General features: G+C 67.9%; 17 protein-coding genes and 1 pseudogene. 5 read left to right on the top strand and 13 right to left on the bottom strand.

All coding sequences use genetic code 11. The features are described 5' to 3' along the window. Positions 1-218 precede the first annotated feature (218 nt). Positions 219-1,424, top strand: coding sequence for a homoserine O-acetyltransferase (locus tag MIC448_RS16045; RefSeq protein ID WP_036302003.1), 1,206 nt, complete (start codon positions 219-221; stop codon positions 1,422-1,424). A gap of 21 nt (positions 1,425-1,445) precedes the next feature. Here MIC448_RS16045 and MIC448_RS16040 read toward each other — a convergent pair whose 3' ends face one another. The 6 genes and pseudogenes from MIC448_RS16040 to MIC448_RS16015 all read right to left on the bottom strand — a co-directional run bounded on the left by MIC448_RS16040 (position 1,446) and on the right by MIC448_RS16015 (position 7,438). Continuing rightward, positions 1,446-2,144, bottom strand: a complete 699-nt coding sequence (locus MIC448_RS16040; protein WP_036302002.1) for a TrkA family potassium uptake protein — start codon at positions 2,142-2,144, stop codon at positions 1,446-1,448. Further along, positions 2,137-3,467: pseudogene (locus tag MIC448_RS16035) on the bottom strand (TrkH family potassium uptake protein). Before MIC448_RS16035 ends, MIC448_RS16040 begins: the two are co-directional and overlap by 8 nt. Before the next feature lie 65 nt (positions 3,468-3,532). Continuing rightward, entirely contained in the window at positions 3,533-4,795 is a 1,263-nt protein-coding gene (locus MIC448_RS16030; protein ID WP_036302027.1) for an MFS transporter, read from the bottom strand. A gap of 104 nt (positions 4,796-4,899) precedes the next feature. Further along, positions 4,900-5,238 (bottom strand): thiamine-binding protein, encoded by a 339-nt coding sequence (locus tag MIC448_RS16025; protein WP_036302000.1) that lies wholly within the window; start codon positions 5,236-5,238, stop codon positions 4,900-4,902. A gap of 14 nt (positions 5,239-5,252) precedes the next feature. Continuing rightward, positions 5,253-6,521, bottom strand: a complete 1,269-nt coding sequence (locus MIC448_RS16020) for a hypothetical protein (RefSeq protein WP_232711636.1) — start codon at positions 6,519-6,521, stop codon at positions 5,253-5,255. 35 nt (positions 6,522-6,556) lie between these two features. Further along, positions 6,557-7,438, bottom strand: coding sequence for an ADP/ATP-dependent (S)-NAD(P)H-hydrate dehydratase (locus tag MIC448_RS16015; protein WP_036301998.1), 882 nt, complete (start codon positions 7,436-7,438; stop codon positions 6,557-6,559). Between the two features lie 40 nt (positions 7,439-7,478). Between MIC448_RS16015 and MIC448_RS16010 the strand changes: the two genes are divergently transcribed. After that, positions 7,479-8,567 carry an NADH:flavin oxidoreductase/NADH oxidase gene (locus MIC448_RS16010; RefSeq protein ID WP_036301996.1) on the top strand — a complete coding sequence of 363 codons (1,089 nt, stop codon included), beginning with the start codon at positions 7,479-7,481 and terminating at the stop codon, positions 8,565-8,567. Between the two features lie 24 nt (positions 8,568-8,591). On the opposite strand, the gene MIC448_RS16005 is transcribed toward MIC448_RS16010, so the two are convergent. The 3 genes from MIC448_RS16005 to MIC448_RS15995 form a co-directional block, all read right to left on the bottom strand. Continuing rightward, positions 8,592-9,683, bottom strand: coding sequence for an epoxide hydrolase family protein (locus MIC448_RS16005; protein ID WP_036301994.1), 1,092 nt, complete (start codon positions 9,681-9,683; stop codon positions 8,592-8,594). A gap of 68 nt (positions 9,684-9,751) precedes the next feature. Then, complete coding sequence (locus MIC448_RS16000) at positions 9,752-10,798, bottom strand: hemolysin family protein (RefSeq protein ID WP_036301992.1); 1,047 nt, start codon at positions 10,796-10,798, stop codon at positions 9,752-9,754. Continuing rightward, positions 10,795-12,192, bottom strand: a complete 1,398-nt coding sequence (locus tag MIC448_RS15995) for a hemolysin family protein (protein ID WP_081766491.1) — start codon at positions 12,190-12,192, stop codon at positions 10,795-10,797. The genes MIC448_RS16000 and MIC448_RS15995 overlap by 4 nt, the downstream gene beginning before the upstream one ends. A gap of 771 nt (positions 12,193-12,963) precedes the next feature. Between MIC448_RS15995 and MIC448_RS15990 the strand changes: the two genes are divergently transcribed. Next, positions 12,964-13,527 (top strand): hypothetical protein, encoded by a 564-nt coding sequence (locus MIC448_RS15990; protein WP_036302020.1) that lies wholly within the window; start codon positions 12,964-12,966, stop codon positions 13,525-13,527. Positions 13,528-13,672: 145 nt separating this feature from the next. Here MIC448_RS15990 and MIC448_RS15985 read toward each other — a convergent pair whose 3' ends face one another. After that, positions 13,673-15,127 carry a GuaB1 family IMP dehydrogenase-related protein gene (locus MIC448_RS15985; RefSeq protein ID WP_036301989.1) on the bottom strand — a complete coding sequence of 485 codons (1,455 nt, stop codon included), beginning with the start codon at positions 15,125-15,127 and terminating at the stop codon, positions 13,673-13,675. Between the two features lie 156 nt (positions 15,128-15,283). On the opposite strand from MIC448_RS15985, the gene MIC448_RS15980 reads away from it, so the two are divergent. Further along, on the top strand, positions 15,284-19,060 hold the full coding sequence (locus tag MIC448_RS15980) for a multifunctional oxoglutarate decarboxylase/oxoglutarate dehydrogenase thiamine pyrophosphate-binding subunit/dihydrolipoyllysine-residue succinyltransferase subunit (protein WP_036301988.1): 3,777 nt from the start codon (positions 15,284-15,286) through the stop codon (positions 19,058-19,060). Between the two features lie 108 nt (positions 19,061-19,168). Here the strand turns inward: MIC448_RS15980 and MIC448_RS15975 are convergent, their stop codons facing one another. Genes MIC448_RS15975 through MIC448_RS15965 form a run of 3 tightly spaced genes read right to left on the bottom strand, consistent with a single transcriptional unit; the run spans position 19,169 to position 21,418 of the window. After that, positions 19,169-20,473, bottom strand: a complete 1,305-nt coding sequence (locus MIC448_RS15975; protein WP_036301986.1) for a GNAT family N-acetyltransferase — start codon at positions 20,471-20,473, stop codon at positions 19,169-19,171. Between the two features lie 34 nt (positions 20,474-20,507). Beyond that, complete coding sequence (locus MIC448_RS15970) at positions 20,508-20,753, bottom strand: zf-HC2 domain-containing protein (protein ID WP_036301984.1); 246 nt, start codon at positions 20,751-20,753, stop codon at positions 20,508-20,510. Beyond that, positions 20,750-21,418 (bottom strand): sigma-70 family RNA polymerase sigma factor, encoded by a 669-nt coding sequence (locus tag MIC448_RS15965; protein WP_036301982.1) that lies wholly within the window; start codon positions 21,416-21,418, stop codon positions 20,750-20,752. The genes MIC448_RS15970 and MIC448_RS15965 overlap by 4 nt, the downstream gene beginning before the upstream one ends. 46 nt (positions 21,419-21,464) lie before the next feature. On the opposite strand from MIC448_RS15965, the gene MIC448_RS15960 reads away from it, so the two are divergent. Next, positions 21,465-22,387: 3-phosphoshikimate 1-carboxyvinyltransferase (locus MIC448_RS15960; RefSeq protein ID WP_144238081.1), on the top strand; the 923-nt coding region annotated here is incomplete at its 3' end.

Here is a 22,387-nt window from a genome sequence, read left to right as displayed (position 1 = left end):
CCTTCGTCGGGGACGCGCCCGGGGCATCCGTGTTTCGTCCCGCTCGAAGGTGCCCGTTCCACGCGCTAGAGTGCCCGTTGTCGAGCGAGACGGCGCCGAAACGGGCACCCTCGTCGACACAACGGGCACCCTCGCGGTCAGAATGGACACCCTCGCGCGATAGGTGGGGTGACGTAACGTGTCCGCCCCACCGACGCGGGGCACGTCAGAATGGACGGATGGACTGGCAGAGCTCTGAGGACACCTATCCGGCGATGCCGGTGACGGAGGCCGATGCGCGCATGCTGCTAGGCCGACCGCCCGCGACCGGTGCGTGGCGCGACGGCGACCCCGTCGGCGACCGACGTTTCGCCGCGTTCGGGCCGTTCCGCACCGAGGGCGGCGCCGAGCTTCCGAGCTTTCGCCTGGCCTTCGAGAGCTGGGGCGAGCTGAACGCCGCGCGCGACAACGCGGTCCTGATCCTGCACGCCCTGACGGGCGACAGCCACGTCCGAGGTCCCGCGGGGCCGGGGCATCCCACCGACGGGTGGTGGTCCGACATCGTCGGCCCCGGAGCCGCAATCGACACCGACCGCTGGTTCGTCGTCGCACCCAACATGCTGGGCGGATGCCAGGGGTCGACCGGCCCCGCGAGCATCGCGCCCGACGGCTACGAGTGGGCCTCGCGCTTCCCGTATGTCACGATCCGCGACCAGGTCGCAGCCCAGGCGCAACTCGCCGACGAGCTCGGCATCGAAGTGTGGGCGGGCGTCGTCGGAGGCTCGATGGGTGGAATGCACGCCCTCGAGTGGGCCGCAGGACTTCCGAGCCGTGTCGCCCGCGCGGCGATCATTGCGGCTCCGCCGATCAACACCGCCGATCAGATCGCGCTCAACTCGGTGCAGCTCGACGCGATCGCCATCGACCCACGATTCCAGCGCGGTGAGTATTACGACGCGGGCGACGGGGACGGCCCGCATCGCGGACTCGCCCTCGCCCGACGCATGGCGCTGCTGAACTACCGCAGCCCCACCGAGCTCAACCAGCGATTCCAGCGGTCATGGCAGTCGGGAGTGAGCCCCCTCGGTCACGGCGGACGCTTCGCGGTCGAGTCCTATCTCGACTTCCATGGCAACCGCTTCACCCGCCGTTTCGACGCGAACAGCTACGTCCGTCTTGTCGAGGCGATGAACTCCCACGACGTCGGGCGCGATCGCGGCGGCGTCGAACAGGCCCTGGCACAGGTCACCGCACGAACACTCGTGCTCGGAATCGACAGCGATCGTCTTTTCCCCGTCGAAGGACAGGAACGGATCGCCCGCGCGATCCCGAACACGCTCGACGGAAACTCCCCCAGCGTCATAACGAGCGACTACGGGCACGACGGGTTCCTCATCGAGACACACGTCGTCGGCGCGCACCTGCGACGACTGCTCGAGGACTAGTCGGCGCGGCCGCCGGCGCTCCTATCGCAGCTGAGCGAAACCCTCCGCAGAACGCGTCTTGCCCACCACGAGGATCGTGTCGCCCTCGCGCAGCACGGTCTGATTGTCCGCGTTATCCCACACGTCGTCGTGTTGGTAGGCCGCGATCGTGACCCCGTGGGACTTGCGCAGTCCCGTCGAGCCGAGTGGAACATCCTGGATCGATGCCGGTACGGGAGCCTTGACCATCGCGTAGCCCGGCGCGATCTCGATGAAGTCGAGGGCCGCTCCGCGAACGAGGTGTGCCACCCGGCGGCCCATGTCCTTCTCGGGATAGATCACCTTGTGCACCCCGAGCTGCTCCAGAATCAGCCCGTGCTCGTCGTTGACGGCCTTGGCCCAGATCACCGGGATGTCCATATTGAGCAGCACGGAACAGGTCAGGATGGATGCCGAGATGTTCCCGCCGATCGACACGACGACGCGGTCGAACTCGTCGATCGCGAGCTGGTGCAGCACCTCGCGTTTGGTGGAGTCGGCGCGCACGACCTGCGTGAGCTCGCCGTTGAGGGACTGGACGATGTCTTCATCGAGGTCGATGCCGAGCACCTCGGTGCCGGATGCCATGAGCTCGAGCGCGAGCGAACGTCCGAATCTGCCGAGGCCGATCACGGCGACCGAGTCCGCCTCGGCGATGCGCCGCGATCGTTCGCTGGCGCCGAACTGCGGGAACTTAGCCAATGGCCGGCCTTTCTTTCGGAAGTTCGTACAGGATCCGTCGCTCGCGGAGCGCAAGGGCCGGACCGAGGGTGAGTGGGCCGATGCGGCCGAGGAACATCAGGATGACCAGGACGACCTGCGCGCTCTCGGGCAGGGACGCGGTGATGCCCGTCGACATCCCGACCGTCGCGAACGCCGAAACCGTCTCGAACAGGGATTTGTCGAGGTTCTCGCCGCTCAAGAACATGATGAGCGCGGTGCCCGCGATCACCGCGGCAACGGCCAACAGGACGACCGTGATCGCCTGACGGTGAACCGCGCGAGAGAGGCGCTTGCCGAAGATGTTGACCGCACCCTCACCGCGCAGTTCGGTCACGAGGATGAAGAACAGCACGGCGAACGTCGTCACCTTGATGCCGCCCGCGGTTCCCGCGGGGCCGCCACCGATGAACATCAGGACGTCCATGCCCAGCCAGGTCTCGTCATGCATGTCACCCACGTCGACCGAGTTGAAGCCCGCGGTCCTGGTCTGCACCGATTGGAAGAATCCGGCGAGAACGCGCGACCACGGGTCGAGTCCGCCGAGGGTTTCGGGATTGCTCCACTCGACAGCCGTGATGTAGACGGTTCCTGCAACGAGTAGCACGGCGGTGACCGCCAGCACGAGGTTGGTGTTCATCGACCAATGAAGCGGGCGACGGAACTCGCGGCGGAGCTGCATGATCACGGGGAAGCCAAGTCCGCCCAGGATGATCGCCGCACAAATCGGCAGGCAGATGAACGGATCGCTCACGAAGCCCATCAGGCTGTCGCTGTAGAGCGCGAACCCCGCGTTGTTGAAGGCCGAGACCGCGTGGAACAGGGCGAACCAGGCGGCTTCGCCCACGGTGTAGCCGTAGCCGAGGAGGAACCGCAGGAAGAGCAGAATGAACGCGCCGGCCTCGATGATCACCGAGATCAGGACGATGCGGCGGACGAGCCCGCGTACGTCCTCGAGCCCAGCGTCTTCGCCTCGGCTGCGGTGTTCAGCCGCGACCGGACGGACATCTTGCGCGCCAGCACGACCCCGATCAGGGCCGCGAAGATCATGATGCCCAGGCCGCCGAGTTGGATCCGAACCAGGATGACGACCTGCCCGAAGCCCGTCCAGAAAACCGGGGTATCGACGACGATGAGCCCGGTGACACACACGGCGCTCGTTGCCGTGAAGAGCGCCTCGACGAAGCTCGCCCCGCCCGGCCCGACTCTGGCGATCGGGAGCATGAGCAGAGCGGTACCTACGGCGATCGCCGCGGCGAACCCGAGCACGACGGCCTGGGCGGGTTGCAGGTGATGGCGCGACAGTCCCTTTTGCCGACCCCGCCCCGCCGTCCGACCGCGCGCTGCCGCCGCGGCCGGCGTTCTCTTCCTCACCGCAGGACTGTACTCCCCGTCGCGGGTTCCGGAAGTGTCCGCCGGACGCTCGCGGTGGAACGGGACTCGAGCGCGAAAGCGACAACGGCGATGCCCACACCGAGTGCGGCGAGCGTCGCACCGACCCACGACGGCATCACGAAGCCCCACCCGAGCGCGATCACGACGCCGCCGAGGGCGGCACCGAGGCTGTTGCCGATATTGAGGGCCGAGTGATTGAGGGCCGCGGCGATCGTCTGGTTGTCACCCGCGACATCCATGAGTCGCGTCTGGATCGCCGGGCTGGTGACCGCGGACGCAACGCCGATGAGGAAGATGAAGACGATGAGCGGCACGATGTACGCCGCGGTCGCCGCCAGAAGCGCCTGCACCACTACGAGCACCGCGAGACCCCCGATGAGGGTTGCGCGCAGATTCTTGTCGGCCAGTACCCCGCCGAGGAGGTTGCCGACCATCATCCCGACGCCCATCACGACGAGCACGATCGGCACGACCCACAGAGGGCTGCCCGAGATCTCGGTGACCAGGGGTGAGATGTAGCTGTACACCGCGAAGAACCCGCCGAATCCGATGGCGCCGATCGCGAGCGTCAGCCACACCTGGCCAATTCGGAAGACAGCTAGTTCGGCCCGGAAGGTGCGCCCTGCATCCCCCGTGTGAGCAGGCACGAACACCCAGACCATCACGGTGCCGGCCGCGAAGATCGCGGCAACGACGAGGAAAGCCAGCCGCCATCCGCTCGCCTGCCCGAGGAACGTGCCGACCGGCACGCCCACGACGTTGGCGACCGTCAGGCCCATCAGCACGATCGCGACGCCCTTCGCGCGCTTGCCGGGTCCCAGCACATCGGCGGCGATGAGAGCGCCCATCCCGAAGAACGCGCCATGCGGCAGGCCTGCGAAGAAGCGAGACAGAGCGACGAGCTCGAATGTGGGGGCGATGACCGTGAGCACGGTGAAAAGCGTGAGCGCGGCGGCCAGAGCCACGATCACCCGGTTGCGCGGAAAACGGGCCACAAGCCCCGAGATCGTCGGCGCCCCGACGACCACGCCCAGCGCATAGAGCGAGATCAGCCACCCAGCCTGGGCGATCGCGTCGTCCGGCGAATTCGCCCAGACGCTCGGCAGCAGATCACGTGCGATCTCGGGAAGCAGACCCATGATGACGAACTCGGTCATGCCGATTCCGAAGCTGCCGACCGCGAGCGAGATGAGTGCCCAGGTGGCGACCCGTCGGGACGGGACGCGAGATGAGCCGATATCGGAAGGCGCTGCGGATGTCACCGAGCGATCCTATCCCGCGTTTCGAAACGATTCGAACGGAGCCACTCCCCTAGCGAGTCTCTGAGGAACGGATGCTTCGGCTACGCGCCGGCGGACTCGTCGAGCGCCCGCTCGAGCCGCTCGATCTTGCCGTCGATCTCGCCGGAGTAGCCGGGCCGGATATCGGCCTTCAGCACGAGAGACACACGCGATCCGAACGGCATCACGGCCTCGGTCGCCCGACGCACCACATCGAAGACCTCATCCCACTCCCCCTCGAGCTCGGTGAACATCGAGCTCGTGCGATGCGGCAGTCCGGAGTCACGCACGACGCGCACCGCGGCGGCGACCGCGTCGTGAACCGAGCCATCCGCAGCGGCGCCGGAGTCCGACGAGCCGCCGGGCGTTCCGCTGGGGGCTACTGAAAAGGCAATGAGCATGATTCTCCCGAGGATCAGCGAGCGGACACGAACCGGCGAAGGTCGCGCTTGCGCGCGTTGATCTTCGCCGCGGAGCGAGTCGGCACCCGAACGAGTGCCGTGACGGTGAAGACGAGCAGAACGATCGTGATGACGTTCCGAGCGGTCAGAAGAGCGACCGGGACGGGCTGTGTGTTCAGCACCCCGCCGTAAACGATCGGGTAGACGACCTGCGTCAGCGCGGCGCTGACCAGCGACAACGCGGCCACCGTGCTCGCGCGCGTCCGATCCAGCACGATCCAGAGGACGAGCGGCGCGATCAGCCAGGTCTGGAACTGGGGCGAGCCGACCTTGTTGAACACGATCAGCACGAGAACCACGGCGAGCGCGAGGGGCGGCATGAGACGCACGTATGACGCACCACGCCAGGCCTTGTACGCGCCCAGCCCGGCGACCCCCGCCACCGCCGCCGCCAGCAGGGGCGTCATCACGGCGATCACGATGTCGACGTTCGGACCCGTCACCTGAAAGGTCAGGATGTCGTTGTCATAGAACGCGAAAGAACCCGGAACCCCCGCGACGGCCTGCCAGAGATAGAAGGTGCTGACGGGCGCCTCGAGTTGCAGACCCCGTCCGGTCTGCTCGCCGATGAAGTCGAAAGCATGGCCCGAGCCGCCGAGCACGATGATCCCACCGAGCACGAGGGCGGTGACGAGGGCGGCCGAGGCGATCACGGTCAGGCGCCGACGAAGGGCGACCACGGCCGCGGCGATGAGTGCGGCCGGCCAGATCTTCATCCAGGTCCCGACCGCCAGCAGCGCCGTCGCCACGGCGGGCCGACCCGCGAGCCACAGCAGACCGGCAACGGCCAACGGCACGGTGACGGCATCGATCCGATACATCCCGATCGGCCCGAGCAGCAGCGCGTAGGCCAGCCAGAACCAGGCGGCGGAGACGCGGGCACGAGACCGGGCGCGTCCGATCAGCAGGGCGAACGCGATCGCGTTCAGTGCCGTCACGAGGATCGACCACGCGATGATGTAGCCGCCGAGCCACGCCAGGGCACGCGCGAAAATCATGGGCACGAGCGCGAGCTGCGGATACACGAACGGCGTCGTGATACCGACGATCTCGCGCCCATCGACCGCGGCGTCGGCCCACGGTTCGTACACGAGGTAGACGTCGCCCATGGGCTGGTTCGGCAGAACCCAGCCAAAGACCGCGACGACCAGATGCACGACGGCGAAGGCGACCCACAAGACAGTGCGGTGCTTCATCCACTCCCGCCACAGCCCACCCGACACCCGCTCATCCTAAGCGCGCGTCCCCTGCGCTCACGTCAGTGCGACAACAGCGCCCAGACGGCCGGGATCGCCTCGGCGACCTCGAGCGCGACGAGCGGATGTCCCCGCCCGGCGCCCCGACGGCGTTCCGGCTGATCGGTTCCGTCGTCGAGCGGCGGCAGTCCTGAGGCGATCCGACCCGCAGCACCGTGCAGCCACACCGCGGATACCGCCAGCGGCCCGAGGGTCTCGGGGTCGTCGATCGCGGCCGAACTGCGCGCCGCGACCAGCGCACCCACGACACCGGCCAGCACGTCGCCCGTGCCCGCGGTCGAGAGCCAGGGCGCCCCGGATTCGACCAACCCCAGCCATCCGCCCGGTGTCGCAACCCACGTGCGCGCACCCTTGAGCAGCACCGTTGCGCCCGTCTCGGCGGCGGTCTCGCGAGCGGCGGATGCGTCATCCGACCATTCCCGCGAGAGCCCGAGCTTCACCCGCAGGCGGGCCAGTTCTCCCCGATGCGGGGTCAGCACGCATGGCGCCGTCGCTCCTTCGACGCCGAGTGCTCCCGCGTCGACGACGACCGGTTCCGCACCGCCCAGGATGTCGGCGAAGCCCGGATCCTCATCCGCGTCGCCGTCGGTCCCGCGAGCGGGCATTCCCGACCCGATCACCCACGCCTGAACCCGGCCCGTTCCACGCACCGTCTCGGGTCTCCGTGCCAGCACCAGGGATGCCGCGGCATCCGGTCCGACGTACCGCACCATCCCGGCGCCCGCGCGCCATGCGGCCTCGACACCGAGCACCGCCGCGCCCGGGTACCGGGCCGAGCCCGTTCGCATTCCGACCACGCCGCGGGAATACTTATCATCGTCGTCCGTTGGGCTCTGCAGGTGCGCGGCCGTCTCGGCTGCAGACCATGGCGACGGATGCGACATCCCCACACGTTACCGCCGCGCCATCTCCCGAGGAGCCCCTGTGAGCCTGCTGTTCCAGCCCATGACCATTCGCGCGACCGAGATCGCCAACCGGCTGTGGGTCGCCCCCATGTGCATGTACAGCGCGGAAGAGGGCGTGCCGAACGACTGGCACCACGTGCACCTCTCCCAGTTCGCATCCGGCGGCGCGGGCCTGGTCGTCGCAGAGGCGACCGCCGTCGTGGCCGAGGGACGAATCTCGCCGCGCGACACGGGCATCTGGACAGACGAGCAGCGGGATGCCTGGGCCCCCATCGTCGCGTCGATCCACGCCCGCGGCGCCGCGGCGGGCATTCAGCTCGCCCACGCCGGCCGCAAGGCGTCGACGTGGTGGCCCTTCGCCGGTCGCGGCCACGGCAGCGTCGCCCTCGACGAGGGTGGCTGGACGACGTTCGCTCCCTCGGCCCTCGCCTACCGGGGGTACGCCGAGCCTCGCGAGCTCGATGCGTCCGGCATCGACGCCATCGTCGAAGGGTTCGTCTCCGCCGCGCGGCGTTCGATCGAGGCCGGGTTCGATGTCCTCGAGATCCACGCGGCCCACGGCTACCTCCTGCACGAGTTCCTCTCACCGCTCAGCAACCAGCGCACCGACGAGTACGGCGGCAGCCTCGAGAATCGCGCCCGCCTGTTGCTGCGGATCGTCGCCGCAGTGCGGGCCGAGGTCGGCGACGCGGTGCCCCTGTTCGTGCGTTTCTCGGGCACGGATGCCGCCGAGGGCGGCTGGAGCGTCGAGGAGACGGCGACGGTTTCCGTGTGGGCCGCCGCAGCGGGCGCCGACCTGTTCGACATCTCGAGCGGCGGATTGGTCGCGCACCAGCAGATCGTGACCGGCCCCGGCTACCAGGTTCCTCTCGCGGCCTATGTCCGTCGCGAAACCGGGTTGCTCGTGAGCGCCGTCGGCTCGATCACCGAGGGTTCGCAGGCGGAAGAGATCCTGCAGCAGGGCGACGCCGACGCGATCTTCGCCGCGCGCGAGTGGCTTCGCGACCCGCACTTCGGCCTGCGCGCCGCCGTCGAACTCGGCGAGGGCGCCGACCTGTGGCCGGCGCAGTACGCTCGCGCAGCACTCATCCCGGCACGCTCCGCCTGACCCGCGGATCAGGCGGGCCAGAGATCACCCCAGGTCGTCGACGAATCCGCGTAGTTCGCGGGCGAACAGCTCCGGCTGCTCCCATGGCCCGAAGTGGCCTCCTCGCGGCATCTGCGCCCACCGACGCACGTCGAAATATCTCTCGGCATAGACGCGCGGCGCCGGGTGGATGTCTTTCGGGAAGATCGCGAATCCGGCCGGAACGGGCGCCGCACCGGTCGTGCCGGGCGGGTGCAGGGCCGAGTCGCGGTAGTAGCGCGCCGCCGAGGCGGCCGTGGACGTGACCCAGTACAGCGTGATGTCATCCAGGAGCTCGTCGGGCGTAAATACGCTGAACACGTCACCGCCGTTGTCGCTCCAGGCGCGGAATTTCTCGAGGTACCACGCCGCCAGAGCGATCGGCGAGTCGGTGAGGGCGTACGCGAGCGTCTGCGGCTTCGTGCGCTGCAGCAGGGCATAGGCGCCCTCGGTCTGGCTCCACTCGGTCATCGAGTCGGCCCAGGCCTTCTCGTCGTCATCGAGGGATGCCGGGTCGAGGGTGTAGCGGTGCCAGAACGGCACATCGCCGAGATGTACCCCGATCACGCGATCCGCATGGCGATGAGCGATCGTCTCCGCAATCGTGCTGCCGACGTCACCGCCGTGCACCACGTAGCGGTCGAACCCGAGCTCCCTCATCGTGGCGGCCAGCAGGTCTGCGACGTATGCCGAGCCCGAGCCCGGTTGTTGGGGTCGGTCGGAGAACCCGAATCCGGGGATGCTGGGCACGACGATGTCGAACCGGTCCGCGAGCAGCGGCAACGCCTTTTCGAACCGCAGGAAAGAGTCGGGCCACCCGTGCACGAGCAGAAGCGGGGTCATTCCCGGCGTTCCCGCACGGATCGCGTGAACCGCGGGACTTCCGATCCGCACGTGTTCGAGAGCGTTCAACCGTGCCTCGGTCGCGCGCCAGTCGTATCCGTTCGTCCACCGATCGACGAGCGTCCGCAACGCCGTGGGGTCGGTCCCCCACGACCAGTCGTCCTCGACGACCGAATCGGGCCATCGCGTGCGTGCCAGACGATCAGCGAGGTCATCCAGGACGGTTTGCGGGACGTCTATGCGGAACGCGGTCATGCCGCCACGCTAGACCCCGCCGCCGACGTCCCCGCCGAAATGCGACAGCGACGCGCGAACGACGCAACTCAGCGCCGGCGTGTGGCGTCCTGCACCTCTCCGACGAGCTCCTCGATGATGTCCTCGAGGAACAGCACACCGGTCGTTTCACCCCGCTGGTCGCGGACTCGCGCCAGATGGCGACCCGTCCGACGCATGGTCGCGAGCGCGTCCTCGAGGTCGGTCGTCTCTTGCACCGGAACCATATGGTGGATGCGTTTGGCGGGCACGGGCCGATCGAGTCGCTCATCCGGGACATCCGCTGACCGCAGGACGTCCTTCAGGTGGACGTATCCGACCGGCTCACCCGCGGCATCCACGATGACGTAGCGCGAGAAGCCGTGCACCGCGACGGCTCGCTCGATCTGCGCCGGCGTCGTCGTTTCGGGCAGGGTCACGAGCTGGTCCAATCGCACCGCGATATCGCGCGCCTTCTTGTCGGTGAACTCCACCGCCGCGGCGAGCGCGCCCGACGAGTCGTCGAGCACGCCCTCGCTGGTCGACTGGCTCACGATCGTGGCCACCTCGTCGAGCGTGAATGTCGACGCGGCCTCATTCTTCGGCTCGACCCGGAACAGGCGCAGCACGGCGTTCGCGATCCAGTTGAGGGTCGCGATCACCGGGTGGAAGAGCTTCGACACCCACACGAGCGGCGTCGCGAGGATGAGCACCGCGCGGTCGGGTACCGAGAACGCGAGGTTCTTCGGGATCATCTCCCCGAACACCACGTGCAGGTACGACACGATCAGCAGCGCCACGACGAACGCGACGACGTCGACGACGGCTTCCGACAGCCCGGTCAGCCCGAACGGCACCGCCAGGAGGTGGTGGATCGCCGGTTCCGAGACGTTCAGGATCAGCAGCGAACAGATCGTGATGCCGAGCTGCGACGTCGCGAGCATGAGTGTCGCGTGCTCCATCGCGTAGAGGGCGGTCTTCGCGGCGCGCGACCCCTTCTCCGCGAGCGGCTCGATCTGCGAGCGTCGGGCCGAGATCACGGCGAACTCGGCGCCGACGAAGAAGGCGTTGAACGCCAGGAGGACGACCAACCAGACGATTCCTGCCCAATCGCTCACGAGGCACCCCCGCTCTTCGTCGCGGCGCCGCGACCATTCGGTTCCGTCCCGCGGCCTCGCAGGATGCGCTCGGCTCCCGTCGTCTGCGATGGCTCGCTATCGAGTCCATCGGCGTCGCTGGGGTGAGGTGTGAAGCGGATGCGGTCGACGCGGCGTCCATCCATCCGCTGTACGGCGAGCACACCGTGGTCGGTTTCGACCGTGTCGCCCGGCGCGGGGATGCGCTCGAGGCGGCTCATGATGAACCCCCCGATCGTGTCGTAGACCTCGCCCTCGGGGACACGGATGCCCGTGCGATCCTGTAGTTCATCCGGTCGCCAGTTCCCGGGGAACGTGACCGAGTCCTTGCCGCGGACGAGGCCCGCGCGGCTGCGGTCGTGCTCATCCGACACCTCGCCGACGATCTCTTCGACGAGGTCCTCGAGGGTGACGACACCGGCCGTTCCGCCATACTCGTCGACGACGATCGCGAGCTGGTAGCCGCGGGCACGCAGCTCGGCGATCAGGACATCGAGGTGCACGGTTTCGGGCACGCGCAGCGGTTCCGTGGCGAGGGCGGCGGCCGGGACATCCGCTCGCTTCTCGCGCGGCACGCTGACGGCCGCCTTCAGGTGCACGACGCCCACGATGTCGTCGAGCGAGTCGCCGATGACGGGGAATCGGCTGTGGCCCGTGCGACGTGCGAGCTGGATGACGTCGTCGGCGGAGTCGTCACGCGCAACAAAATGCATGCTCGGGCGAGGGGTCATGACGTCGTCGGCCGTGAGCCGCGAGAACAGGAGCGTGCGGTTCAGGAGCGAGGCGGTGTCCTGCTCGAGCAGACCCGCGCTCGCGGAGCGCCGGACGAGGGACGAGAGTTCCTCGGCTGTGCGGGCGCCCGACAACTCTTCCTTCGGCTCGATGCCGATGGCACGCAGAACGCCATTGGCCGAGCCGTTCAGCAGCACGATCGCGGGACGGAACACCATCGTGAATGCCACCTGGAACGGCAGCACGAGCTTCGCGGTCTGTCGCGGCAACGCGAGAGCGAAGTTCTTGGGCACGAGCTCGCCGAGGATCATGGAAAAGATCGTCGCGACCGAGATGGCGACGATGACCGCGATCGGCGAGACGAGGGCCTCCGGCATCCCCCATCCCGTCAGCACGGGACGCAGCAGGCTCGAGAGCGCGGGCTCCATCGTGTAACCCGTGAGGAGCGTCGTGAGCGTGATGCCCAGCTGCGCGCTCGAGAGATGGGTCGAGGTGATCTTCAGCGCACCGATCGTGAGCGACAGGCGGGATTCACCCCGCTCGCGCCTCGCCTCGAGGTCGGCACGATCCAGATTGACGAGGGCGAACTCGCTGGCCACGAACAGGCCGGTGCCCACGATGAGCAGAAGCCCCACTCCCAGCATGACCAACTCGTACGTCACGCGTCGACCCTCGCGGGTTCGATCGGGCGGTGGGGCGAGCGTCTACAACTGGGGGGGTCGTCCATCGTGGGGTCGAGTTTACCCGAGGTCCGCGCAGCCGCGCCCGCCGAGTGCACGACTTCGCGCCCGCACCCCACCCCACGGCGCCGAGCGCGCCCGCGCACCACGATGGCGCCACTACCCGGCATCCGCTACGTCGATCGATGGCGCGGATGCCGCAAACAGGCGCCGACGTGTGACGACCCCCTCGCAACGCGACCACGGCCCTAACCGTCCTCCCCATCACCCTCCGCAGCCACCTGATCGCCGTCCGCCGCATTCGGGGAGCCTGAGCGAATCCCGCAACGCCATGATCGAGGCGTGACAGCAGCCCGGATCTTCCCGATCGAGATCATCCGCCGCACCGACCGCGACGAACCCATCGATGATCGCAAGCTCAGAAGGCTCTTGGCCTCGGGCGAGTGGACTCGAATAGCGCCGGGTGCATTTGCACGAACGTCCGATTGGCGGTCAGGAACACCTCTTGACCGGCATCGCACCCGGGTATCCGAGGTCGCGCGCAGGATGCGCCGACCGGCAGTTCTGTCGCACTTCGCTGCCGCCTCGATCCACGGGATAGATGTTCTGGGTCCTTGGCCGCAGCTCGTCGACGTGACGGTGCCGCGTTCATCGGGCGGACGCTCGAGCGGAGACGTCCGTCGCCGCACTCGAGAGCACGGTGAGCCGGAGACTCAGCCGTGGGGCCGACATCGCGTGACAACGCCAGCCCAAACGGCGCTCGACCTCGCTCGCGCTCTGCCCTTTGTCGACGGAGTCGCCGTCGTCGACCAAGCCATCCGTCAGGAACGGCCGGGCGGCGCGCTCACGACGCGCGCCGAGATCGAGCGACTCTGGGAACTCGACAATCGACACCGCGGGAACCCTCGCGCCCTCCGGGCCATCAGCTTCGCGAATCCGCTCGCCGCTAACGTTCGCGAGTCGCAGAGTCGGGTGCTGCTTGCGCGGCTGGGTTTCCCTACGCCGCGCCTTCAGGAGCGGCGGGTCCTGCGCTCGGGACGGCTCGTCTTCGGCGACTTCTACTTTCCGACCTACGACCACTGGGCTGAGCTCGACGGTCGAGGGAAGTACCGCAGCCCGGATTTCGGTGCAGATCGAGACCCCGTCGCGATCGTCATTGATGAGAAGAACCGCGAGAACGAAATTCGCCGGGAGGTGCGCGGATTCAGTCGGTGGGAACCCGTAGACGCGGACAATGCGCGTGTGTTGTACGACATCCTCACGTCCGACGGGCTGCCGAGCTGCCTGCCCCGACCATGATCGCCGCGTCCGGCCCCAGACATCGCGCAACATGACGGCGCCAGTTTGCCGCATCCGCTACGTCGATCTATGGCGCGGATGCCGCGAACAGGCGCCGACGTGTGACCGGATGCTTCGGAGGGACCCGGACGTGTGAAGCCCCCGCTCACCAGCTGACCGGGAGCGCCTTGCCTTCTTCGTAGCCCGCGGCGGACTGCAGACCGACGAGGGCCCGGTCGTGGAACTCCGAAACCGTCGCCGCCCCCGCGTATGTAAAGGACGACCGCACACCCGACGTGATCATGTCGAGCAGATCTTCGAGCCCGGGACGGAGCGGGTCGAGGTAGATCTTCGACGACGAGATCCCCTCGGCGAACAGCTCCTTGCGGGCAAGCTCGTACGGGTCGAGGCGCCCGAACCGGTCGTGCACGGCCTTGGTCGAGGCCATCCCCCACGACTCCTTGAACACCCGGCCATTCGCATCCGTGAGCAACTCACCCGGCGCCTCGATCGTGCCGGCGAACCACGAACCGATCATGACGGATGCGGCACCCGCCGCCAGTGCGAGCGCGACGTCGCGGGGGTATCGCACACCACCGTCCGCCCAGACGTGCGCACCCATGATCCGCGCCGCCTCGGCGGTCTCGAGCACGGCCGAGAACTGCGGACGCCCGACCGCCGTCATCATGCGCGTCGTGCACATGGCACCCGGCCCGACACCCACCTTCAGAATCGACGCGCCGGCCGTCACGAGATCGTGCACACCCTCTGCCGTGACGACATTGCCCGCCGCGATCGGGATGTCGAGTCCGAGCTCGGCCACCGTCCGGAGCGCCGCGAGCATCCCGTCCTGGTGTCCGTGCGCGGTATCCACGACGAGCACGTCGACTCCGGCCGCCGCGAGCGCCTTGGCCTTGGCTGCGACGTCCCCGTTGATGCCCACCGCCGCCGCGACGGCCAGGCGGCCCGATGAATCGACAGCGGGCCGATACAGCGTCGAGCGCAGCGCGCTCCGGCGGCTCAACGTTCCGACGAGGCGCCCGTGCCGCAGGACGCAGACCACGTCGACACCGGCGGCGACGATCGTGTCGAAAGCCGCACGGGGATCCTCGACGTCCTCCGCCTCGAGCGAGGGCGTGTCGCCTCGCGCGAGGTCTCCCAGCCGAGCGTCCGGCAAAGCTGTGGCCAGCCGGGACGCCGGAACGATGCCCCGGATGTCCGCTGCCGAAACATCCTCGCCACCGTCGGCGACCACGATGCCGTGCCCGGGAGTCGCGGGCAGGATGCGCAGCGCTGCCGCGACGGTCGCCTCGGGCGGCAGCACGAGTGCGGTGTCCCACAGCACGGGCTGACGCTTGACCCAGCGGATAGCAGCATCCAGTTCCTGCAGCGGGATGTCCTGAGGCAGCACGCCCAAACCACCCCGGCGGGCGAGCGTCGCGGCGAGGCGAGCACCCGTGACCGAGTTCATGTTCGACGAGACGATCGGGATCGTGGCCGGGGTGCCATCGTGCGGTGCCAGGTCGACCTGAAGGCGACTGGTGACCGCCGAGTGCCGTGGCACCAGGAAGACATCCGAATAGGTCAGATCCACCATTGGCCGCTCACCCGAGAATTCCATGCTTCCACGGTAGCCACTCGGGCCCGCCGCGGGGCACGAACGACGGCCTCGTCCGCGGCGGGTCGCTGGGATCTGAGATAACCTAGGTGTTCGTGCGCGTGGGCCACGAAGAGGCGCTGCGCGACGACCTTCATCGATGAAAGAGGGCGATCCAGCGTGTCGAGCCAGGTGACAGGCGTCGGGACTTCGAACGAGGGAGAGTTCGGGGCCAACGAATGGCTCGTCGACGAACTCTACGAACAGTTCAAAGTCGATAAGAACTCCGTAGATAAGGCGTGGTGGCCGACTCTGGAGGCGTATCACCCGGTCGATGTCGACGACGCATCGGATGCATCTGCTTCTCCGTCGGCCGCGAGCACCGCCCCGTCGGCATCGAGCTCCGCTCCGCAGCAGTCGGCCGCAGCGGCTGCTGAGCCCGCCGCATCCGAACCGAAGAGCGAGCCGCGACCCGTCACGGCGCCCATCCCGGTCATCGGCGCACAGCCCGTCGCACGCACGACGACGCGCCCGGCATCACCGCAGCCGATCCCCGCGCAGGCGCCCGAGAAGCCCAAGGCGGCCCCGGCCCCCGAGCCGCTCGAAGAAGACACGATCACGCCGCTGCGCGGCATGCCGAAGGCCCTCGCGGCGAACATGGACGAGTCGCTGACCGTCCCGACCGCCACGAGCGTCCGCACGATCCCGGCGAAGCTGATGATCGACAACCGCATCGTGATCAACAACCACATGTCTCGTACCCGCGGCGGCAAGGTCAGCTTCACGCACCTCATCGGCTGGGCCATCATTCAGGCGCTGAAGGACTTCCCGAGCCAGAACGTCTTCTATGCCGAGATCGACGGCAAGCCCTCGGTCGTGGCGCCCGCCCACATCAACCTGGGCATCGCGATCGACATCCCCAAGCCCGACGGAACCCGCGCCCTGCTCGTCCCGAGCATCAAGCGCGCCGAGTCGATGACGTTCGGGGAGTACCTCGGCGCCTACGAAGAGATCGTGTCGCGCGCCCGCAACAACAAGCTGACGGCGGCGGATTTCCAGGGCACCACGATCTCGCTCACCAACCCCGGCGGCATCGGCACGGTCCACTCCGTCCCACGCCTCATGCGCGGCCAGGGCTGCATCGTCGGCGCCGGCGCACTGGAGTACCCGGCCGAGTTCCAGGGTGCGAGCGAGAAGACCCTCAACGAGCTCGCGATCGGCAAGACGATCACGCTCACCAGCACCTACGACCACCGCGTCATCCAGGGTGCCGGTTCGGGCGAGTTCCTGAAGAAGGTGCACGAGCGCCTGATCGGTCAGCACCACTTCTTCGACGACATCTTCGCCGCGCTCCGCATCCCGTACGCGCCGATCCACTGGGCCGCCGACATCAACGTCGACATCGCCGAGCGGATCGACAAGCAGGCCCGTGTGCAGGAGCTCATCAACTCTTTCCGTGTACGCGGACATCTGATGGCCGACATCGACCCGCTGCAGTACGAGCAGCGCACGCACCCCGACCTCGAGATCGAAGAGCACGGGCTGACGTTCTGGGACCTCGACCGCGAATTCGTCACCGGTGGTTTCGGTGGCAAGCGGATGGCGAAGCTCCGCGACATCCTGGGCGTTCTGCGTGACTCCTACTGCCGGACGATCGGCCTGGAGTACATGCACATCCAGGACCCGGGCCAGCGCCGCTGGTTCCAGCAGAAGGTCGAGATCAAGTACACCAAGCCGACCCACGACGAGCAGCTGCGCATCCTCAGCAAGCTCAACGAGGCCGAGGCATTCGAGACCTTCCTGCAGACCAAGTACGTCGGGCAGAAGCGCTTCAGCCTCGAGGGCGGCGAGTCCTTGATCCCGCTGCTCGACGAGATCCTGCAGGGCGCCGCGGGCGCCGGGCTCGATGGAGCCGCGATCGGCATGGCCCACCGCGGCCGCCTGAACGTTCTCACCAACATCGCCGGCAAGACCTACGGTCAGGTCTTCCGCGAGTTCGAAGGCAGCGTCGCGCTCGGCAACAAGCGCGGCTCGGGCGATGTGAAGTACCACCTCGGCACCGAGGGCACCTTCATCGACGACCACGGCGTTGAGCTTCCGATCTACCTCGCGGCCAACCCGTCGCATCTCGAGACCGTCGATGGCGTGCTCGAGGGCATCGTGCGCGCAAAGCAGGACCGCAAGGCCATCGGGACGTTCTCGTGGCTGCCGATCCTCGTTCACGGCGACGCGGCTTTCGCCGGTCAGGGCGTCGTCGTCGAGACCCTGCAGATGTCGCAACTGCGGGGTTACCGCACGGGCGGAACGATCCACGTGGTCGTCAACAACCAGGTCGGCTTCACCACGCTCCCGCAGGACGGGCGCTCGTCGGTGTACGCCACGGATGTCGCCAAGACCATCCAGGCGCCGATCTTCCACGTCAACGGCGATGACCCCGAGGCCGTGACGCGCGTCGCGCAGCTGGCCTTCGAGTACCGCGAAGAGTTCCACCGCGACGTCGTGATCGACCTGGTCTGCTACCGCCGACGCGGCCACAACGAGGGCGATGACCCCTCGATGACGCAGCCGCTCATGACGAACCTGATCGAGGCGAAGCGCTCGGTCCGTCGGCTGTACACCGAGTCCCTCGTCGGCCGCGGCGACATCACCGAGGAAGAGTACGAAGAAGCCAAGCGCGACTTCCAGGATCGCCTCGAGATCGCCTTCGCCGAGACGCACGCCGCCGAAACCGGTTCGCACGGTGTCATCACGGATGCCGATGCCGAGGTCGAGGAACTGACCTGGGGCGACATCGAGACCACCGGGGTCGCAACCGATGTCGTGCACCTGATCGGCGATGCCTTCGTGAACAAGCCCGAGGGCTTCACGGTGCACACGAAGCTCCAGCAGCTGCTCGACAAGCGCTACGACATGAGCCGCAACGGCACCATCGACTGGGGCTTCTCCGAGCTGCTCGCCTTCGGATCGCTGCTGCTCGAGGGCACCAACGTGCGCCTCGCGGGTCAAGACTCGCGCCGCGGCACCTTCGTCCAGCGCCACTCGGTGCTGCATGACCGGGCCAACGGTCAGGAGTGGATCCCGCTGACGAACCTGAGCGATCGCCAGGGGCGCTTCTGGGTCTACGACTCGTACCTCAGCGAGTACGCCACGATGGGCTTCGAATACGGCTATTCGGTCGAGCGGCCCGACGCACTCGTGCTGTGGGAGGGACAGTTCGGCGACTTCGCCAACGGAGCCCAGTCCGTCATCGACGAGTTCATCACGTCGGCCGATCAGAAGTGGGGCCAGCAGTCGAGCGTCGTGCTGCTGCTGCCGCACGGCTACGAGGGCGCAGGCCCCGACCACTCGTCGGCCCGCATCGAGCGGTTCCTGCAGATGTGCGCGCAGGACAACATGACGGTCTCGCGCCCGTCGACGCCCGCGTCATACTTCCACCTGCTGCGCCGTCAGGCCTATGCGCGTCCGCGCCGCCCGCTCATCGTCTTCACCCCGAAGGCCATGCTGCGTCTGCGCGGTGCGACGAGCCCGGTCGAGGCGTTCACGTCCGGCCGGTTCGAGCCGGTGCTCGACGATGACCGCGGCATCGAAAAATCACAGGTCAAGAAGGTCCTGCTGCACGCGGGAAAGACTCACTGGGACCTGCGCGGCGAGCTCGAGAAGAATCCCGACCCCTCGATCGCGCTCGTGCGCCTGGAGCAGTACTACCCGGCGCCGATCGACGAGTTGAAGGCCGTCATCGCCGGATACCCGGGTGCCGAGCTGGTGTGGGTTCAGGACGAGCCCGAGAACCAGGGCGCGTGGCCGTTCATCGCACTCGAGGTGGTCAAGCATCTCGAGGGCCGCACGATGAGCGTCGTTTCACGCAGCGCCGCAGCCTCGCCCGCGACGGGCTCGCCGAAGGTCCACGCGATCGAGCACGCCGAGCTGATGAAGAAGGCCCTCGCGCCGGCCCAGTAGTCGTTCGGATTCGTCGTTTCGACTCGCGTTGCTCGCTCAACGACCGGGATGTCCTCGGTCGTTGAGCGAGGCCCGCAAGGCCGAGACGAAACGGCCCGCGCCTCGCCCTCAGTACCAGATGCCGAGCGCCGGCGCGGTGTCGCCCGAGAACGCCCTGCTCAACGCACGCACCGCGTCGTCCTCCCCGGTCAGCTGACCAGCCGAGCGCAGAGTCGCCGCGTGCACTCCCCCGAGGTAGAGCGCTGCGAGGGATGCAACGGGCATCGATACCTGCGGCGTCGCGTCTGTGGGCGTGACCCGGGCCTCGCCATCCGTCCCGATCTCGAGCATCCATGTCCCCTCTGCGAAGCCGAGCGGATCGCTCACCGCGATGACATGCGTTCCCGCGGCAGCGTATCCGCGCCCCGCGAGAGCGCCGGGAACGTCGAGAATCCGCAGCCACTCGTGATCGTGAACCGAGACGTGGGCACCGCGTCGATCGGCGAGCAGCCACGGGAGCGGCTCGTCGACCGACCGCAACGACGCCCGAACGCGCGACACGAGATCGTGGCGCAGGACGAAACCCCAGAGCGCGCGGTACGCCTCGTCACCATCGGCCACGAGATAGGTGATGTCGAGCGTGTGGCGCGCCATGTCGGCCGGGTCCTCAGTCAGGCGGTAAACAACCGCACCGCGCACGACGCCTTCTGCGTCGGCGTAGCGCACGACGCGCGTGCGGCCCGGCTCCTTCGAGCCACCCGCAATCATCGCGAACTGGCGCCATCGCCCCGTCCAGCCATCCACATCGCCCGGCCGCGTCACGCGGACGCGCTCGTGCAGGTCTTCCAGTAGCGCCACGGCCTCTTCCCGGCGGACGTAGTCGAACGATCCGGGCACGTCGCCGCCCCGCCATCCGGCCCGGCGTGTGTCGATATCCCACGTCGTCGCCTCGACCGCGGGGGCGAATCCGAAGCGGCCATAGATCGTCGCCTCAGAGACTGTCAACCCCGCGACGGCCACTCCTGCGTCGCGGGCGGTGCGCAGCTCGCCCTCGAGCATCGCGCGCGCAATGCCTCGACGCCGCCGGGCCGGCGACACCGTAACGCCACTGATCGCCCAGAACGGCGTCACGCGGTCGCCGGGTACGGAGAGCTCGCCGACCCACGAGTTCACCGTGGCGACAGGAACCTGCGGATCGAGCCCAGCCTCGTCGTAGACGCCAATGCGGCGGCGGTAGCCGATCGACTCCCCGAACTCCCGCGCTTCGTCATCCGTCGGCTCTTCGCCGAGGAATCCGCGCGCCTCGGCGGTCGAATACGCTCGCAATGCTTCGGGATCTGCCGGGTCGACCAGGCGATACAGCAGTGCGCGCTGCGCGAGCGCAGCCGTGGATATTTCGTCGAGGGGAAGGGTGCGGGCGTCTGTGCGTGCCATCCTTCGAGGCTACCCGCCCACCCAGATACCGCTTCTAGTGGTGGGCCGCCTGGACGGTGCGCAGCTTCGCGAGCACCTGATCACGAAGGTCTTCGGGCGCGCTCTCGCGGCAGGCCCGCGCCAGGACATCGGTGAGGGTCTTGGCAACGAGAGCCTCGTCGCGGCATCCGGGGCATTTCTCCAGATGCTCGCGAATGTCGGCGTGCTGCGTCTTGCACACTTCGTTTCGCAGGTACTCCTCGAGGTCTCGCCTCGCCTGGTCACAACCGCAATCGGTCATTTCTTCGCTCCCGGACTGGCGGAGACGATGCCCCGCTCTTGTGCGTATTCGGCCAGCATTTCGCGAAGCAATCGCCTTCCACGGTGAAGGCGGCTCATGACTGTGCCGATCGGTGTCTTCATGATGTCGGCGATCTCCTGATAGGCGAAGCCCTCGACATCCGCGAGGTACACCGCCAACCGGAAGTCCTCCGGGATAGCCTGCAGGGCGTCTTTCACGACGGACGCGGGCATGTGATCGATCGCTTCGGCCTCGGCGGATCGGTTCGTCGACGCGGTCGTCGACTCCGCTCCCCCGAGCTGCCAGTCCTCCAGGTCATCGATCGTGCCCTGGTACGGCTCGCGCTGCTTCTTGCGATACGTATTGATATAGGTGTTGGTGAGGATGCGGTAGAGCCACGCCTTCAGGTTGGTGCCCTGGTGGAACGTGGCCCACGAGGCGAAAGCCTTCACGAACGTCTCTTGCACCAGATCCGCAGCATCCGCGGGATTGCGCGTCATCCGCATGGCCGCGCCGTAAAGCTGGTCCATGAACGGAAGCGCCTGATCCTCGAATTGGGCGCGTGCGATCTGCGCCGGCGCGACGTCGACCTCTGGTTCAGGCTGCTCGTCCATGACGTCCCAGTCTAGGCGCGCCAGAACGAGCGACGCAGGAGTGCGTTCCATCGTCCGAATCATCGTGTCCTCTCGGGGCTCGATAGAGTAGAACCCGATGACACCGCACGGCTATTCCCCTCGCGCCGACGAGACATCTTCTGATGCGCCTCAGCCCACTGCCTGGCGAGCGCCCGTGGCCGTGTCACCCCTCGATGCGCGCCTGTCGATTCCTGGTTCGAAGTCGTTGACGAGTCGCGAACTGGTCCTCGCTGCGTTGGCCGACGGACCGAGCCGTGTCCTCTCTCCCCTGCACTCACAGGACTCCGAGCGGATGGTCGGGGCGCTGCGGGCACTCGGCGCACAGATCGAGCCGTCGCCCGGCGAAGGTCCGTTCGGTGACGACTGGATCATCACGCCCCCCGCCCCGTTCGCCGGTGGCAGCGAAATCGACTGCGGCCAGGCTGGCACGGTGATGCGCTTTGTCGCACCCCTCGCCGGCTTCGCGCACGGAGACGTTCGGCTGACGGCGCACGAGACGGCCCTTCACCGCCCGATGGGCGAGCTGATCCGCGCCCTCCGGGATATCGGACTCGACATCGACGACGGCGGTCACTGGTCGCTCCCGTTCGTCGTGCGCGGCCACGGTCACGTGCGGGGCGGCGAGGTGCACATGGATGCATCCCGCTCGAGCCAGTTCGTGTCGGGTCTGCTGCTCGCGGCACCGCGGTTCGACGTCGGGCTGCACCTCATCCACACCGGCGAGCGGTTGCCGAGCCTCCCCCACATCGAGATGACGATCGAGGCGCTCGCGCACCGCGGCGTCCACGTGGAGCGCCCCGCGCCGAACGAATGGATCGTGGCCCCGGGCGCCGTCCGGGCGAAAGACGTCACGATCGAGCCGGATCTGTCGAACGCGGCACCCTTCCTGGCTGCGGCGATGATCGCGGGCGGGTCCGTCACGATCGCGGGTTGGCCGGCCCACTCCACGCAACCGGGCGCGCTGCTCGGCGACCTGCTGCACCGCGCGGGGGCGCGCGT

Origin of the sequence: Microbacterium sp. C448 (assembly GCF_000582705.2) — a bacterium.
In the GTDB taxonomy this organism is placed as follows: domain Bacteria; phylum Actinomycetota; class Actinomycetes; order Actinomycetales; family Microbacteriaceae; genus Microbacterium; species Microbacterium lacus_A.
The sequence above is the reverse complement of the archived record's forward strand: the minus strand, read 5'-3'. Positions and strand labels throughout refer to the sequence as shown.